The organism is Loigolactobacillus iwatensis (genome assembly GCF_003950295.1).
Taxonomy (GTDB): Bacteria; Bacillota; Bacilli; order Lactobacillales; family Lactobacillaceae; genus Loigolactobacillus; species Loigolactobacillus iwatensis.
Window position 1 is genome coordinate 55,304 of record NZ_RHNP01000010.1, and the last position, 16,526, is coordinate 71,829.

Sequence of the window (16,526 nt, forward strand, 5' to 3'; positions counted from 1 at the left end):
AACCAAAATTAATCATCAATCTTCCAATGTCGCTTCTGATTAAAATCAACTTTCTTCTGCACAATTTCCAGTGGATCCACCCCTAGTTTCTCACACATGTAAAAACTATAAATTAATGTATCGGCCAACTCTTCTTTTAAATGATCGACCTCGGCGTCATCCAACTGCTGGCCTTCTGGTTTCCACTGAAAAATTTCTAATACTTCACTAGCCTCCAGATTCAGAGACTCGGCTAGATTCTTTAAATTGTGATATTTTTGCCAATTACGGTCATCACGAAATTTAATTAATTCCGCAATAACTTGCTGGTAATCTACTTTATTATTCATTATTTACTCCTGACCTTGTTATTTAATTAAATGATCTTTATCGGCGGCGTTAAGTAATGCTTGTTGTAATTCTGGATCAACGGCATAAATAAACAGACCATGAACACCTCTTGTCAAGAGAACATTCAGTTCATTTTGTAACAGATCTTCTGCGATAACTATTTTCTTACCATCATCAGTTGTTCGTTTTTGCGTGGCTTTCTTATTTTGACTGGCATCAGGATCAAAAATAACCTTTCCCTGACGAAATTTAACTGACGGACCAATTATTACACCTGCATAATTTAAATCAAATCCCTGGATTGTGTAAGTTGAGCCAGCCTCTTGAATAGTCTGTGGTTGTTCAGCCCAAGACAATCCTCTATTTTTCCGCTTTTCTGTCCTAGTTTGGGGAATTTCTAAATTCCAAGGCAAAGATAAATCCCCGGCCTTAACACGCCAATAATCACCATTCTCAGGTCCTTTTTGATTATATTTCCAATCAAAAGTTGCTAACATTCGTGAAATACCGACTCTATCAACTTCGTCCTCACGTGAATGTGACTTGATTGCATCATAGAGACTTTCAGGATCTTCTGCAATTTTAAGTTGATAACCCTTGCCATGCTTTGCTGCACTATCTAGTGGAATTTTAGAAATAGTCCTATCAAACACAAGCTTCCTTATCCAATCAATTGTTGGTTGACCAGCAACAATTCGCTTTTGGTCTTTTAAATGAATTAAATTACCTCGATCACGTGCCTTAACTTCAAGTTGTAATAGTTCCTTTTCATCCCAATACTCTTCAGTTGTCAAAATTTGATGTCTATCAAAAACAATCACAACTACCTTTGCTAGTTTCAGTAAATCTTTGAGTTGATTTTTGCCTCGATAAGACATTTTGCCTTGTGTCCACAATAAATGAGCCTCATCAACTAAAACAATATCCACTAATGGCTTTCCCGTATGTTCATTAATAAAATGAGTTGGTTTGCTTACAATGTCTTTCGCCAAGCGTATTAGGCCAAGTTTTTTAGCAATCTGTTTATAAACAGTCAGTTGCTGTTCATGATTAACCAGAAGATAACTGCGCGGATTAACGTGTTCAGTTGCTTCTTTATTATCCTGTTGATCTAAAAGACTTGAATTAAGCTCATAAAATAGATTGCTCAGTAAAACTGTCTTCCCTGATCCGGCTTCACCCTCGACAAAAATTAATTGACCAGCCTGGGATTGTTTCAGTGCATGTTCAATCTTACCGGCAATGTTTCTCTTTGCAATGACTTGTTCTTCCGTCAACTTATGAAACGGGGAAGCTTTAAACAAGGCCGAATCACGAATAATACTCTCTAAGGGAAATAACTTTTGATCGAATTTATGTAGGCCACGCCAAATTTTTGAAAAAATAGGTTGCATTTCATCGGACGTGTAATAAAGATTTTGCGCATTAGTTCGGCGGTTATTTAATTGTTTAATATTATCGACACTTAACAGATACATCATTAATTGATTTTCAATATCCAGCGTTAGTGACTTGTTGAAGTGATCATGGCCAATAACAAATAAACGGGCATTTTTTGCATTAGAAAGATCATCCCAGTCTAACCGCTTAGCAGGATCCTCATAAAGATGTTGATTAGTTCGGCGATTAATATTAGTCGTTTCCCCAACATAAACTGTATATTGTTCCTGTCTATCCTTATCCCGAATAATGTAAACAGTTGGGTAATCAATCAATAATTTTTTATCAATCTTTTTATCACCAATCGCATCATCTAGCTCGTTGGTGAAATTTTCACTGTAAGTAACTTCTTTTATGATCGGACCTTTTATTGCCATTTTGTGTTCCTCGCAATACTCAATTCTTTTTTGTTTACTCTATTATTGTATTCCAAATTTCCGGATATAAGAACGACTAATTTAATGTTTAGGTGATTCCAGAGCACTTACCACATAGTTTTTTTGATTGTGGAACCAATGAAGTTCACAACCGCAGGATTCGTCGTTATTTACCTAAAGGTCAATCTTTGAATACCGTTAGTCCTAAAATACATTTCGATAAGCCAAATTCATTCCGATCATTATCCAGTCGCGCTCCCATGTCCATGCACTCGATCCACCAAAACAGTAGATTCAGGCCTAACTGGCCGCCTAGTATCACGAAATTCAATCCGTAAATTAGAATGTGCCTTCAAATCACGTAACATAACCGTGTAAGTATCCTTATCGGCCATTTCAACTCGCGCCAACTCATGGGAATCAGTTAAGGGTTGTTTAATATGCTTGTTATAAAGATAAAAGGTATGAACTTTATCGTAATAGTCAGCGACAATCACCAACCAATATTCATGATTAAATAGCTTAGTGAATTTCGCATCGTAGCGTTCTAGTAATTCTTGTGATGCCTTTATCATGCCTTATGACCTCCAACTAAGTCTGTTCTAGCCAGCGCAGTTGCCCCCTCTGAAAGTGAGCTTGCGCGCATCAATGCCTTGAAACCATATCTATTTCTGATCTTATCGATGACTGTGTCTAGTTTCATGCGTTGAAGTTGCATATCTGGGTCCTCAAATAAATCGAGTTGCATTGCCTGCGGAATGGAGAGTTTGCTTGCTCTGACTCCTAGCGAACGTAGCATTTGCTTATTCCAACTTTTTTCAAATAGGTATTTAACGGCGTTTTGGAGCCCCCGGGATGAGTTGGTTGGTTGAATATGCATTTGTGTTGAATAATGTCCCCGGCCTTTCGCATCAGGTTCGCCAAAACCAATTTCTATCTGAACAATCTCACACTCCACGTTATCTTTTCGCAAACGGGTAGAAACTTGGTCGGCGATTTCTCGTAGGACAAGTTCGATTTCGTGTGGGTCGGTATAATCTTTCATTAACACTTGCGAATTACCGTAACCCTTAGACTTACTTCGTGGCAAATACCGTCGTTCTAACAGGCTATAATCAATTCCCCAGGCATGATAATACAATTGCTCGCCCATCACACCAAGGCGGCGTTTTAGCATATTAAGGTCGGCGTGAGCCAAATCATAAACTGAATAAATGCCAAAACTGCGTAATTTATTTGCATAGGAATTCCCAATTCCCCACATGTCAGTCAGATTAGGTATTTTCCAAATAGTCTCCGGAACATTTGCGTACGTCCACCTTGCTATCCATGGTGCTTGGCGTTTGGCGGCATTATCTAGGGCTAGTTTGGCCAGCAAAGGATTTTCGCCCATGCCCACGGTGGTCACAATGCCGGTTTCAGCCTTGACCTTCTTCTGGATAGCTTGGGCAATTTTAAAATTACTGCCAAATATTTTATGCGAGGCTCCTACATCGATGAAGCTTTCATCAATCGAATAGGGAAACCAATGTGCATCATCGGTGAATTGACGATAAATCAGGTTGATTTCGTAATTTTTTTGAATGTATCTTGCCATGTGCGGTTCGACTAAATTAATATCCATCGCTGGTTTTAATTCAAACTTTCTAGTTCCTAACTTAACCCCATACTCTTGCTTGGTGTAAGGACTGGCGGCTAGAATTAAACCACCTGAGGATTCTTCACGACTTAAGACAGCAATATTTGCCGATAATGGGTCTTCACCCCTAGCAACGGCCTCACAACTAGCATAGAAACTTTTACAGTCAATACACATCACATCATGGCGCGGTAATTTTGTTGGATCACTTAATGGTGTGCTCATAGCTGAACCACTTTTCATTTTGCGACGCCGTAATGTTGCGAATATCTTTAGGCAAAATCTGCCGGAGCGTGCCGTCATCTTCTTGAATAACAACGCTATGATTGGCTTGACCGATGACGACGCCCTTTAAATCAGGTAATAATTGACCATTTCGCCAAATCCCAAGTTGGATCGAGATCGTCCGTTTCTTAGTCCATGATTGAGTCAATAGTGTATCGATTCTTTCACTGTCTTGAATTGGCCGTGGCAAGGCTGGCGCTTCAGAACGCTGCTCAGCTTCCATATACATCGTGTGATCACTCATAAAAAAACCCATCCATTTCATCATGCCACGATCATCATATAACCACTTATCACGTGGGACATCATAACTAACACTCATCGAAAGTCTCCCATCTAGAACATTTGTTCGTATTCAATATCTCTATAATACAAACATATATTCCCCTAAGTCAAGTCTCTCCGACTAAATTTTTTTAACGCGCAAATTGTAAAATTAATCAAACTGTTCCAGCGTGAAAAGCGGCCTGCTCTAGCAATTTTGGCATCAGCAAGTAATTCACTCAAAAGCAACCTGGCAACTTTAATTGAACAAAAGTATTAGAGAATCATTGAGTATTTCATCCACATCTTAAAAAATTAAATTAAATCAAAAAAGTGACCTAACCATATTCTGTTGAATTGGCTGAGTCACTAATGTTTGGTATTTTTTAATTAAACTGAATTCCAATCGTCTTTTCAAAGTATCACTTTAAAAGTTTTGCTAATGCTAGTCCTAAATTATTTTACAAAGCAACCAATCAGTTACCAACTCCCCCAACCCCGTTAGCTATTCCAACAAGAAACCTTGCCGCTGTAGCACTGGTAATAGTTCGGCACGCTTGGCTGGCCGCAACATTAGTCGTTTCTGAACCTGATTAGTGAAGGTGTCCACCCGACGATTAGCATCACGCAAATCGTAGTACTCATGGACCTGGGCATCATAGTCAACTAAGTCTGGTTTTACCGGTGTCGGTAACTGATAAGTATTTTCAAAATGAACAAAGCGTTCCGGCAAGCGTGGTTTTAATTGTGGCTTTTGATCGGGCCAGCCAATAGCTAAACCTAACACTGGAAAGGTTAGTTGGGGCAACTGCAAAATATCAATAATTTGTTGGGCATCATTTAAAATACTGCCTAAAATAACCGCACCTAAGCCAAGACTCTCGGCTGCAACAACTGTATTTTGGACGGCCAAACTGGCATCTGACCAGGCCGCTAAAAAGTGATCCGTATCACCTAAATGATTGGCTGTCTTCCCCATTTCCGCGCCGATCTGCTGATTACGGTGTTGATCAGCGACAAAAATAAACAAATGGCCATTATCCGCCACATATTTCTGGTTAGAAACCGCCGCAATTTGCTTCTTTTTGGCCGGATCAGTCACACTGATTATGCTAAATGCCTGCTGAAAATTTGAAGTTGCTGTATGTTGTGCTACCGCAACTAATTCGCTGATCAGTTCGGCGGTGACTGGTTGCTGTTTAAACGCCCGAATCGTTCGGTGATCTAGTTGCTGGGCAATCGTTGCTTCTTTTAACATGCTAGGACCTACTTTCTTAGAGAAGTTATAGCTTCATTATAGGATATAAAACGCAGTGCTGCCAGAGCCTTAACCAGGGAACAATGAATTTCACTGTCCAGGCAATTTCGTAGCACCACTGATGCCAATAACCGACCAATAATCAAAATTGACACGCAAGTTTTGTCAGTTGCGGCACTCAATATTGCACTATTTTCTTTCTAAAGTTGGTACCGTGACCCATATTGCTACTGGTAGCGGTACTGAAAAGCGCTAGCGGTATTAATAGCGGTACTAATTATTGATAACGCTACACTTACCGGTACCAAAATAAGGTAGGTTTAAATAAAAAAAGTTTGCTAACTATTCCCGTTATAACGGTCTTTTAGGCCGATCAGAAAAATAAATGTTATTTTAGTGACACTTTTTGGAGGCCTGAGGGTTTTATATCTATAGAACCTAATTAAGAAAGAAGTGTTAAATCATGTCTAGTTATTTTACTGTACCAATCAATCTTTATCAGCAACCTGAGTTCCGTTTACTTGCACAAAATCAAGTCAATACTTATCACGCAAGTTTCCGGCTTTGGCATTTTTTACTAGCCGAAGCGGCCAATAATAATGATCAAGGGCGAATTTCCGCCGCTGCAAGTCTGGCGTACACCGTTAAAGAGATCAAACAAATTAGCGGCATCACCAACAATCGCAGCGTTGACCAACTCTGCGGATTACTCATTAAAGTCGGTTTACTTTATGAAAATGAAAAGCGAGCCTTGTACATTGCCAATTGGAACCAATTTTGTCCCGAAGCACAACCAGTTCATGAAATAGACCCAATTAAAACTGAAACGGTTAAACCAGCACAAGTAACGTCAGCAACCAAAAATAAAAAAACACTCAATCTCAAGCACCCAGCCACGCCCACTGAACAAAAGCAGGCCCAACAGATCATTACTGAATTAGCACAAATTAGCGGCAAACATTTTCCTGAAGCCGAACGCCACGAGGAGTACGTTGTTTCCTGGCTGCAACGAGGTTACCTACCAGAACAATTCAAGCAAGTCAGTTTGGCCAAGTCGGCCGAATGGGGTAATCAAATTGAAATGCGCAAATTTGTCCGACCACGCACGCTGTTTGGCCCTAAATTTATCAATTACGTCAACGATATTGTACCGGAGCGGCCCGTAACAGTGGTGCACCACGTGGAACCAATGCCGCGGGCCGAAAGACTTCAAGGTCTATACCTAGACTGCGATCGTGACTTAAATGAAACTTTTCGGCGCGCCAAAATTGAAGGCATGCTAATCACTAAGGAAGAATTAGAGGTGGAAATCGATGGAATTTGAACAAAACGCAGTTGCCTACCTAGTTGATCACCCAGATATTTGCAAAAGTACCGAAATTGAAGCACGTTGGTTTCACGTTATTAAATTTCAACATCTTGTCAAAGTTATTTTAGAAAATGATGGTGACTTCAAGGATTGGGTGGACGTCAAACGCCGTTTCTTCTTGGATTACCCACTGGATTTTGCGGAGGATGAGTGGGTTAAGTTACACGACACTGGTGTGACCACCAAGACGTTCAAGTCAGTCCTGCAAGGATTAAAGGCTTGGTATTATCAGGGTGAATTAGAAGCACTGGCCGGCCGTTACGCGAAATATCCAACCAGCGAAAATATGCTAGCGCTGGGTGAAATGACGGAATTGGTTCGGGTTCTAAATCTACCGGAATTACCAACCAAGAAATTGAGTGAATACGCAGATGATTTACGTTATTACTTGGACCATTCCCGTTCGGCCGGTATTAAAACGTTCCAACAACTGAATAAGGTGCTTGGCAATGGCCTATGTGGTGGCGTACTTTGGACCATTGGGGCACGGCCGGGAGTTGGTAAATCGGCCTTTGGCTTAAGTTTTATTCAAAGTGCCCTAGCAATTGATCCAGAAATCTGCGTCGATCATTTTTCATTAGAAATGACCGGCGAAGATAATTTCAACCGAACACTTGCCTTTCATACTGGCATTCCCGTAAATCAATTGCGCAATCCTAAGGCGTTGTTGACGCCAATCCAAAAAAAGGAGGTCCAACAAATTCTACCTAAAATTACCGCGCAAGACGTCAATTTACACGATAAGATTCTGGTTCTACCGCAGATTATCAAAGTGATTCGGGAAAACGCCAAAAAGGCCTCCGAAAAAGGGGTTAACTATTTTGCCATCATTGATTACCTGCAAATCGTCAGTTTGGCACGAACCAAGGCCCGCGTTACTGATCGACGTTTAGAAATTGAGGCCATCACCCGGGAACTCAAATTACTAACGAATGAACTGAACATTCCGATCATTTTATTTTCCCAGTTAAATCGTGAACTAGAAAAACGGGTTGACCGCAAGCCACAACTGGCCGATTTACGCGAATCCGGCAGTATTGAACAAGATTCCAACATTGTCTCTTTTCTTTATTTAGAGGACCAGGTTCAAGAACGCAGCAAAGTTCGCAATATTAATTTACTATTCCGCAAAAATCGTTCCGGCGAACTAGCGGAGATCCCGTTAATTTTTGATACGCAACAAATGAAGTTTATGCCGTTGGATAGTCCAAAATAAGGCTGGCTTGGAAGTTTTGTGTGGTGCCGGAGCGATTAATGTTGTGCGTTAGCGTAAATGTGCCTAAAAAAGCAAATTCCTGTGTCTTTTTCGAACACTTCCCAGCAAAATATTCACGCAACCACGTTTACCCCAGTAATTTCTGCTAAAATACAAGCAGATAGAACAAGTGAGGTCGCGCTATGAAAATTATCGTTGCACCAGCTAAAAAAATGAAAATTGATACCGATTCATTTCCCATTGCTGCCCTGCCCCAGTATTTAAGCGAAGCCGAAGAACTTTTGCTGACAATGCGGCAATTATCCTATTCGGAATTAAAAACCTTATGGCAGTGTAGTGATAAGATTGCCCAAACTAATTACGATTGGTTACAACAAATGGCGCTAAAAGAGCAACTGACACCGGCGTTATTGGCCTTTTCTGGCATCCAATATCAATATATGGCGCCAGATGTTTTTACCGCGCCTGCACTAACCTATGTGCAGGCCAACTTACGGATCTTATCCGGCTTTTACGGGATCCTGCGTCCATTTGACGGGGTTGTCCCCTACCGTCTCGAAATGCAGGCTCGTTTAAAAAGCGGGCAAAGTACTAATCTGTACGACTTTTGGGGTGCCAAACCCTATCAGGCGCTACACGCACAGGCCGAACCAATCATTAACCTTGCGTCCCAAGAATACGCCAAAATAATTCAACGCCATCTCCAACCCAACGTGCAACTCATTGATGTCGTTTTTGGCCATTGGGTAGATGGCAAAATCAAAACGCGGGCCACGTTGGCCAAAATGGCCCGGGGCGAGATGGTTCGTTTTATGGCGGAAAATAATATTAAAATGCTGGCCGATTTGCGGCGCTTTGACCGACTTAATTATCACTACACACCAGAATTATCAGCTGAGACAAAACTAGTTTTTGTTAAACAACAATCGGCCACTAATCAAATTTGATAGTGAAATAAACCGAATAACTGGTCACCCACTCACTCTAATTTCTTCAAAAGAGTCCCTTTGTTTCATGACGTTAACCTTTTCAAGTAAGACATCGTCAACAAGAATACGTCGGTGATCAGATTCATATGCAACCAAACGCGTATAAAGTCGTCCTGACCGAATTACTGCCTTATTTAGACTGAAGTTCTGGGCAAAAAGCCGCCCTAATATGATTACAAATAAACGTAACGTAAAAAGGATCGCTATCAATTAATTTCAAATTGATGACGATCCTTTTGTTATCTTTAACACTCAGTTTGTTACGATTCCAACCGAGTTACTCGATTTACCGACCTAATATTTTATGATCACCTGTAGTTACTAAAGTTAAAATTAATTCGTTATGATTAATCGTATAAATAACGATCCAACTATCATACTTTTTGCCATAGTTACTAAAACGTCCGGGATGAAATTCACGGTAGCCCTGCCATTGACCACTCAGCGCATGATCTTTAATTTTTCGTAACACTTGTTCATCCTTATTAAGAACAGCATTGATACAATCCTTAATTAATTCAACCGGATAGTATTTTCTTTTTAAATTACGAAAGTTTCTTTTAAAGGATGGCGTTTACTTAATCTTCATCGTTCAATTTATTCCACCAAGCATCAACAGAATCAAAAGACTCCGTGTTATTATTTTCAGTTTCCTTCTTTGCACTCAATGCTTCTGGTGTATCAATAAAATTAATTAACTGAACTTCATTGTTGGCCGCCTTAACTAATGATAGCCGAATGTACTCAGATACGGTTAGGCCTTGTTTAGCCAGATTCTTTTTGGCTCGTTCAACGATAGCGTTCGTTACTCTTACGGAAATTATTTTACTTTTAGGTGTTAATGTTGACATATTATCGGCCTCCTACAGTTACGTTGGTATTTCATTTTAATGCTGTGCAAAATAGAAAATTAGTCAACTGTCCTGATTTAAATTTTTCCACGCCAACAGGTAAACGGCATCCTCAAACGCGCCGGAAAATTCAATTCCTTTTTTGGGCACCATTCGAATTGCGTAAGTAATAGGATAAAGGGCACTAATCTTTCCGGCAAACTCTGGACCGTTAGGATTGCCCTGACCGCTAATCGTGATGAAATTTTGTAACGGTAAAGTTGTGATCGACGGTGCCTTTTTTAAGGGATAAATTTCTTTTTCGGATTGACGCCAATTGACTTTTTCCATAATATTCCCCTTTTACTAGGGTGTGTCTTCAAATTAAAAAATGTTCGTTACTTGCAGAAAAATCATCTTTTTTCAAAGTTAAGTGGTCCATTTTTCTTGAATTAACTTAATAATGAACACCAAAATTCTAAGAATAGAACTGATTTATCGATTTTGAAGACACGCCCTAGTTAATTAGCTGCGCCCTAAAAGCCTTCAGCAAGATTGTTATTCCGCAGCCTCCATGGTGAATTCAACTTCATTTGTATCCACATCTACTCCCTGCTTCACAATGACAAAGCCGTGTGCTTGATAAAATTTAACGGCGTGGTCATTTTTTTGATAAACCGATAACGTTAAGGGTGATTTTATTGCTTTTGCCCGAGCAACTAATTTTGTTCCTAGGCCTTGATTTTGAACGTCTTTTCGGACAAACAGGCCGGCAATATAGGCATCCACTAGTCCTAAGAAACCGCAGATTTGATCATCTTGCTCAGCGAGAATCAGTCTGGCGTCCTGAATCTGTTTGGCCACGGCGGCGTAATTTTTGCGCCAATAGTCTGGTTGGATGAAATCATGTGCTTGCGTATTGCCCAACAACCAAATGGACATGACCTGCTGCAACTGCGTCTCATTAAGTTTATTTACGATTTTAATTTGCATAACATTTCTACCTCAAAACTTTAATTTTATTGTTCAAGTAAGCGCCAATCCTAGGCCAATTATGGCATAAAAATAGCACAGTTGATCGGAAACATCAATGTGCTAAATTTGGAGATTTTAAACCACGTAATTAATTAATTTTTGCAAATTGGCAGCTCGTTAGCTTCAATTTTGAACTGTTTCTCGCGTTACTGATTCACCACATATTTGGCCGTTTGCCCAGCCTGCACTAAAGCAATATTTGTGGCGACAATTTTGCCCATTGCCGCCCTAGCCTCGACCGTGGCGTTACCAATATGCGGCGTTAAAATAACGTTCTTCATGTCTGCTAGGCCAGCCGTAACTGCTGGTTCATGTTCGTAGACATCTAGGGCGGCCCCAGCAATCTGCTTGTTTTGCAGCGCATCCCGCAGCGCAACTTCATCGATAATTGGCCCTCGGGCGACGTTAATGATTGCGGCCGTGGACTTCATTTGGTTAAAAACAGCCTGATCAAATTGGTGATAATTGGCACTAGTTTGCGGGGCATGAAGACTGATAAAGTCACTGGTCTGGGCTAATTCGGCGAAAGAAACATAGTTTACGCCCAAACTTCGTTCCTCGGGGTCGGATTTCTGGTGCGGCTGCCAGTACTGAACCTTCATTGATAAAGCGGCCGCCTTTCGAGCAACTTCTTGGCCAATATTGCCTAGACCAACAATGCCCAACGTTTTCCCAGCAATTTCATGGCCCAAGAAATAAAGCGGCGCCCAACCAGGAAAGCCCTCCTTGCGCATCTGGGCGTCACCTTCAACAATCCGATGACTTAAAGCCAAAATGAGACCAACCGTGACTTCGGCCACCGAGTTTGTGGAAACAAGTGGTGTGTTCGTCACAACAATTCCCTTTTCCTTGGCGTAGTTGATGTCAATATTATTAAAACCAGCCCCAAAATTGGTAATCAGTTTCAACTTGGGTGCGTGATCAATGACTTCCTTATCGACTTTTGTTGAAAGCGCCGTGACCAGATATTCTGCGTCCTTCACGTTTGCCAACAATTCTTGCTTTGAAATTAAACCTGTCCCGGAATAAACGCTAAAATCCAATTGCTGTTTCTTTAGAATTTCCGTTGTGATCGCCGGTAATTTGGCGGCTAGATAAACTTGACTCATTTTTACAGACCTCCTAGACTATATTTGCTTCTACAACTGCATTATTAACCAAATGACAATCAACTACAATAACGCACTTTTTAGTAACCAACGCTCAATTATTTAAGTGTAATTTAGCGTTGTTCTATTCTATAAACGCGTAGTAAACATAATTGACAATTACAAATTACTGTGTGCCTAGATCGTGTTGGCTTAGCGACTACTTTCTTCTTTTACCCACACTGATTTTATCAGCCTTGCCAAGAAATATCTAAAATTGTGGTCCAACAACAGAAAATTTTCAAAAAGCATTAACATTAATGACATGAAAAGTCTAAAATAGACTTGTTAATATTTTTGAAATGGAGTGAACGTTTGTGTTAGAAAAAAAGGTTTATAAAACGCTATTGAGCCGGGCATTTGATTTTCCGGTCACGGTTAAGTATTGGGACGACAGCACTGAAATTTATGGTGAAGGCACGCCTCAAGCCGAAATTGACATCAACAAGGAACTGTCAATGAAGGAAGTTGCGAAACACGCCACCTTAACCTTAGGCGAAGCTTATATGGATGGTGATATCGATATCAAAGGCTCAATTCAGCAGGTTGTTGCCTCGGCATACCGCCAAACTAGCAGCTTTATGCACGATAAGAGTTTTATGAAATTCATCCCGAAACAAGGCCACTCAGAAAAAGAAAATACAAAAGATATTCAAAGCCACTATGATATTGGCAATGATTTCTACAAATTATGGCTGGATCCAAGCCTCACATACTCGTGTGCCTACTTCGAACACGACGATGATACTTTGGAACAGGCACAGTTGAATAAGATTCACCACATTTTGAAAAAATTAAAACCAGAACGGGGTAAATCACTCCTGGATATCGGTTCTGGCTGGGGCACGCTATTGTTCATTGCCGCCGAGGATTACGGCCTCCACGCAACTGGGGTCACGCTTAGTCAAGAACAGTATGACTACACGAAGGACCAAATTCAAAAACGCGGGCTGGAAGATTTAGTTGATGTTCGTTTAGAAGATTACCGGGAAACCAAGGGCCAATTCGACTACATCACCAGTGTTGGCATGTTTGAACACGTAGGCAAGGATAATCTTCCTGGCTACTTTAAAAAGGTCAATGAACTTCTCAAACCTGGTGCCCGGGCACTGATTCACGGTATCACTGGCCAGCATAACGGTGCCGGTGTCGATCCCTGGTTAACCAAGTATATTTTCCCTGGTGGCTACATTCCTAGCGTTTCCAAAAACCTCGATTACATGATTGAGGCCGACCTTCAAATCGATGATTTTGAACCGCTGCGTCGCCATTACCAAAAGACCCTAGAAATTTGGGATCACAACTTTAACCAGGTTCGCGATCAAGTTCGCGCAATGTTTGACGAACGTTTCTGCCGCATGTGGGACCTTTATCTCCAAGCGGCCGCTGCTTCATTTGAGGCTGGTAACATTGACGTCATGCAGTTCTTGTTGACTAAGGCTCCAAGTGGCGAAGGTCTACCAATGACCCGGGATTATATGTACGCTGCTAAATAATTTGCTCATAAAAGGAGACTAGGACTTTTATCCTAGCCTCCTTTTTATTGCTGAATGTTACGCTAGAACGTGCACCAAAACCAACTTTTGGCCCACTCCATTACGATAACGATTTAATTTTACGGGCCGGTACCCCGCCAACCAATGTATTGCTGGGAACATCTTTGGTCACGACTGCCCCGGCGGCCACGACAACGTTATTGCCAATGGTGACACCAGGCATGATTGCAGCCTTGCCACCAAGCCAGACGTCATTGCCGATAGTCACTGGCTTCGCTTGCGCCAAATAAGCACTGCGCCCCTTGGCAGTCAGCGGATGATTGACAGTATAGATATCAACGTTGGGGCCAATCATCACGTTATGGCCCATGTTCACCGGTGCAATATCCAAAATCGTTAAATTATAGTTACTGAGAAAATCTTCACCAACGTGAATGTTGAGTCCATAGTCACAATTAAAATTAGCCTGAACCGAAACCCGCTTTCCAGTGGATCCAAAAATTTCCTTAATTTTTTTAGTTTGTGCCAGCGGATCAGTTGCGGGAATTTGATTGAATTCTTGGCATAACTGTGCTGCCCGGGCCTTCCGTTTAGCAACGTCAGCATCCAAAAAATAGTACTCTTCCCCCGCCGTTAATTTTTCTAGCTCCGTCATCTAATCACCTCAAACTTTAGCTTACCACTTGAAATAAAGTTTGGCCGATTTTTTGGTTAGGAAAATTAAGACCCTGGGTTGACGCTAGACAGCGGTTAGCGCCGGTGCTTTTTTAAACCTACCCGACAGTGATTTAGTAATAGGATTTTTACCGTAGCAAACAGCAAAAATGGCCTGAACTTTACCATTACCAGCAACGTCCGACCAGCAAAATTTCATCCACAAGCTAAGATTGGCGTCACAGCCCCAACCCTTAATGCTTATTTTCATCAGCTGGCGTTTCATTTGGTGAGCTAATATAACGTCGTAATGCCTGGTAACGCCGATAAAGCACCTGTTCACTTTTATTATCTCGTGGTTGATAATAACGCCGCTTCAGCAAATTATCCGGCAAATACTGCTGCTTAGCAATTTGATGCGGTTGCTCAAATGGATTGAGCATATCACCACCACCGGTTGTTTCAATCGAATGCTTATAGTGAAAATCCCGTAAATAACTGGGCATTGGATGAAGTTGATTCGATTGTTTGCCGTCTTCATTGGCCTGTTCATAGGATTGGCCAGCGGAATCAGATTTTGGTGCCAAACACAATGTAATCGTGGCATAGGCCAAGTGCGTTGTTGCTCGCGGCAGGCCAACTTGCAGTGCCGTTTGACAAGCAAGAACTGCCGTATCAACAGCATGGGAATCGGCTAAACCAACAACCATATAGGCAAGATCACGAATCCGGCGAATCACCGATTCAAAATCGCCGGCATTCAATATAACACTCAAATAGTAAAGCGCTGCGTCCGTATCGGAACCACTGATTGAATCCTGAAAAGCACTTAAGTAGTCATAATGATTATTCGAATCCTTATCAAAGGCAAAATGCTGATTTTTGGCAAATTCAATAATCTGTTCACGATTAAGCTCGGCCCCGTGCATAGCAACCAATGTCTCTAAGATGTTCAAAGCAACCCGAACGTCCCCGTTAGCACAATTGGCAATTAACAGGGCTAATTTCGCTTCTAAATCAAAATGATAAATTGATTCCGTGGTACGCTGCAAAACCGGTACAATGTCGTTGGGCTCCACTGGCTTGAATTCAAACAATTGACAGCGGGAACGAATAGCCGGACTAATGGTAATCACAGGATTTTCGGTTGTTGTACCAACCAGTAAAATTTGACCAGATTCAAGGTAGGGCAACAAAAAATCCTGAATCGGCTTTGTTAAACGATGAATTTCATCTAATTGCAGAACAAAAGACTCGTTAGGATGACTGCCAACGAACTTCTGCAGTGTTGCCTTATTTTCAGTACTGGCATTAAATTGTTCAAATGGTAGACTCAGCGTTTTGGCGATAACATAGGCCAGCGTTGACTTACCCGTACCAGGCGGCCCCCATAGAATAAGTGAAATTGCAATTTTCTTATCAATAATTTGCCGTAATGGTTGACCAACATTGAGTAACTGTTGTTGCCCAACCATTTGCTCAAGCGTTTGCGGACGCATGGCATCAGCAAGCGGTTGATGAATATTATTTTTGCCAAACAACGACAATGGTTCCGAAGACATGTGGTCACTTTCCTTGGTATTTGATATTTTTAGTTTGTTACAATTCAGCGGTAATTGGAACCGGTAATGCTTGGAGATTTGATCTTTTGATTTGGCATTTATTGTAGCACGTTAAGACTAAATTTGTTTTAATTTTGGATGACTGATCTTGGCAATACAGATCTATCTAAACAGACTGAAATAGGCATTTATATTTTAATCGGTCAAACTGAAAAAACAACCCACCTACTGCAAAACTTCTTCCATCACATCGGCGTCATCTTGAAATAAAATTTGGGCCGATTTTTATCGAGATTAAGACTTAAGAATAGTGTCCCATTGCTTGGTAATGTAAAAGTTCATTCATTTTTCCATTCGTTTAAGAATTAATCTAGCAGCGCTAATCAGGAAAGGCCAAATTTCTAATCAATTGACTTATTGTACAATATATCGTACAATAAGGCTATGAAATTAAGGGAGTGATCATTATGGATGCTGTAGCATACTCTAATTTTCGACAAAAATTAAAAGATTATATGCGCCAGGTTAACGATGATTCGGATGCTTTAATTGTAACTACTAAAGGTTGAAAGTTAAATAGTTACCCAATACCCCAGTCTGCTGGGGTATTTTAATACAAAAATAGACATGAAAC

General features: G+C 41.0%; 16 protein-coding genes and 2 pseudogenes. 5 read left to right on the top strand and 13 right to left on the bottom strand.

The features are described 5' to 3' along the window. Positions 1–8: 8 nt before the first annotated feature. The 6 genes from EKM98_RS04410 to EKM98_RS04435 form a co-directional block, all read right to left on the bottom strand. On the bottom strand, positions 9–329 hold the full coding sequence (locus EKM98_RS04410) for a nucleotide pyrophosphohydrolase (protein WP_125980842.1): 321 nt from the start codon (positions 327–329) through the stop codon (positions 9–11). Between the two features lie 18 nt (positions 330–347). Further along, entirely contained in the window at positions 348–2,147 is a 1,800-nt protein-coding gene (locus tag EKM98_RS04415) for a DUF2075 domain-containing protein (RefSeq protein ID WP_125980844.1), read from the bottom strand. 242 nt (positions 2,148–2,389) lie between these two features. Further along, a complete protein-coding gene (locus EKM98_RS04420) occupies positions 2,390–2,722 on the bottom strand; it encodes a hypothetical protein (RefSeq protein ID WP_125980846.1) in 333 nt (110 codons plus the stop codon). Continuing rightward, a complete protein-coding gene (locus EKM98_RS04425) occupies positions 2,719–4,011 on the bottom strand; it encodes a Y-family DNA polymerase (RefSeq protein WP_125980848.1) in 1,293 nt (430 codons plus the stop codon). Before EKM98_RS04425 ends, EKM98_RS04420 begins: the two co-directional genes overlap by 4 nt. After that, complete coding sequence (locus tag EKM98_RS04430) at positions 3,992–4,393, bottom strand: DNA-directed RNA polymerase subunit beta (protein WP_125980850.1); 402 nt, start codon at positions 4,391–4,393, stop codon at positions 3,992–3,994. Before EKM98_RS04430 ends, EKM98_RS04425 begins: the two co-directional genes overlap by 20 nt. Positions 4,394–4,840: 447 nt before the next feature. Continuing rightward, positions 4,841–5,593, bottom strand: a complete 753-nt coding sequence (locus EKM98_RS04435; protein ID WP_125980852.1) for an NADPH-dependent oxidoreductase — start codon at positions 5,591–5,593, stop codon at positions 4,841–4,843. Between the two features lie 463 nt (positions 5,594–6,056). On the opposite strand from EKM98_RS04435, the gene EKM98_RS04440 reads away from it, so the two are divergent. From EKM98_RS04440 to yaaA, 3 genes are all read left to right on the top strand, one after another. Then, entirely contained in the window at positions 6,057–6,917 is an 861-nt protein-coding gene (locus EKM98_RS04440) for a conserved phage C-terminal domain-containing protein (protein ID WP_125980854.1), read from the top strand. Further along, entirely contained in the window at positions 6,907–8,178 is a 1,272-nt protein-coding gene (locus tag EKM98_RS04445) for a DnaB-like helicase C-terminal domain-containing protein (protein WP_125980856.1), read from the top strand. The genes EKM98_RS04440 and EKM98_RS04445 overlap by 11 nt, the downstream gene beginning before the upstream one ends. Positions 8,179–8,360: 182 nt before the next feature. Then, complete coding sequence (gene yaaA / locus EKM98_RS04450; protein WP_125980857.1) at positions 8,361–9,125, top strand: peroxide stress protein YaaA; 765 nt, start codon at positions 8,361–8,363, stop codon at positions 9,123–9,125. A gap of 328 nt (positions 9,126–9,453) precedes the next feature. Here the strand turns inward: yaaA and EKM98_RS04455 are convergent. From EKM98_RS04455 to EKM98_RS04475, 5 genes and pseudogenes are all read right to left on the bottom strand, one after another. After that, a pseudogene (locus tag EKM98_RS04455) lies at positions 9,454–9,729 on the bottom strand (type II toxin-antitoxin system mRNA interferase toxin, RelE/StbE family); the annotation flags it as partial. A gap of 16 nt (positions 9,730–9,745) precedes the next feature. Beyond that, positions 9,746–10,018 (bottom strand): plasmid mobilization protein, encoded by a 273-nt coding sequence (locus EKM98_RS04460; RefSeq protein WP_125980859.1) that lies wholly within the window; start codon positions 10,016–10,018, stop codon positions 9,746–9,748. A 63-nt stretch (positions 10,019–10,081) separates the two neighbouring features. Then, the gene (locus EKM98_RS04465; RefSeq protein WP_125980861.1) at positions 10,082–10,348 is read right to left on the bottom strand and encodes a hypothetical protein; all 267 of its coding nucleotides are present in this window, start codon (positions 10,346–10,348) and stop codon (positions 10,082–10,084) included. A gap of 207 nt (positions 10,349–10,555) precedes the next feature. Next, a complete protein-coding gene (locus EKM98_RS04470) occupies positions 10,556–10,990 on the bottom strand; it encodes a GNAT family N-acetyltransferase (RefSeq protein ID WP_125980863.1) in 435 nt (144 codons plus the stop codon). Positions 10,991–11,178: 188 nt separating this feature from the next. Beyond that, the gene (locus EKM98_RS04475) at positions 11,179–12,141 is read right to left on the bottom strand and encodes a 2-hydroxyacid dehydrogenase family protein (RefSeq protein ID WP_125980865.1); all 963 of its coding nucleotides are present in this window, start codon (positions 12,139–12,141) and stop codon (positions 11,179–11,181) included. Between the two features lie 356 nt (positions 12,142–12,497). On the opposite strand from EKM98_RS04475, the gene EKM98_RS04480 reads away from it, so the two are divergent. Continuing rightward, positions 12,498–13,676: an SAM-dependent methyltransferase gene (locus tag EKM98_RS04480; RefSeq protein WP_125980867.1), complete on the top strand. Its 1,179-nt coding sequence runs from the start codon at positions 12,498–12,500 to the stop codon at positions 13,674–13,676. Positions 13,677–13,776: 100 nt separating this feature from the next. Here the strand turns inward: EKM98_RS04480 and EKM98_RS04485 are convergent, their stop codons facing one another. Both EKM98_RS04485 and EKM98_RS04490 read right to left on the bottom strand, forming a co-directional pair. After that, positions 13,777–14,331, bottom strand: coding sequence for a sugar O-acetyltransferase (locus EKM98_RS04485; RefSeq protein ID WP_125980869.1), 555 nt, complete (start codon positions 14,329–14,331; stop codon positions 13,777–13,779). Positions 14,332–14,584: 253 nt separating this feature from the next. Next, positions 14,585–15,892, bottom strand: a complete 1,308-nt coding sequence (locus EKM98_RS04490; protein WP_125980871.1) for a replication-associated recombination protein A — start codon at positions 15,890–15,892, stop codon at positions 14,585–14,587. Positions 15,893–16,359: 467 nt separating this feature from the next. Between EKM98_RS04490 and EKM98_RS04495 the strand changes: the two are divergent. Beyond that, positions 16,360–16,455 (top strand): annotated as a pseudogene (locus EKM98_RS04495) (type II toxin-antitoxin system prevent-host-death family antitoxin); the annotation flags it as partial. Positions 16,456–16,526: the final 71 nt, after the last annotated feature.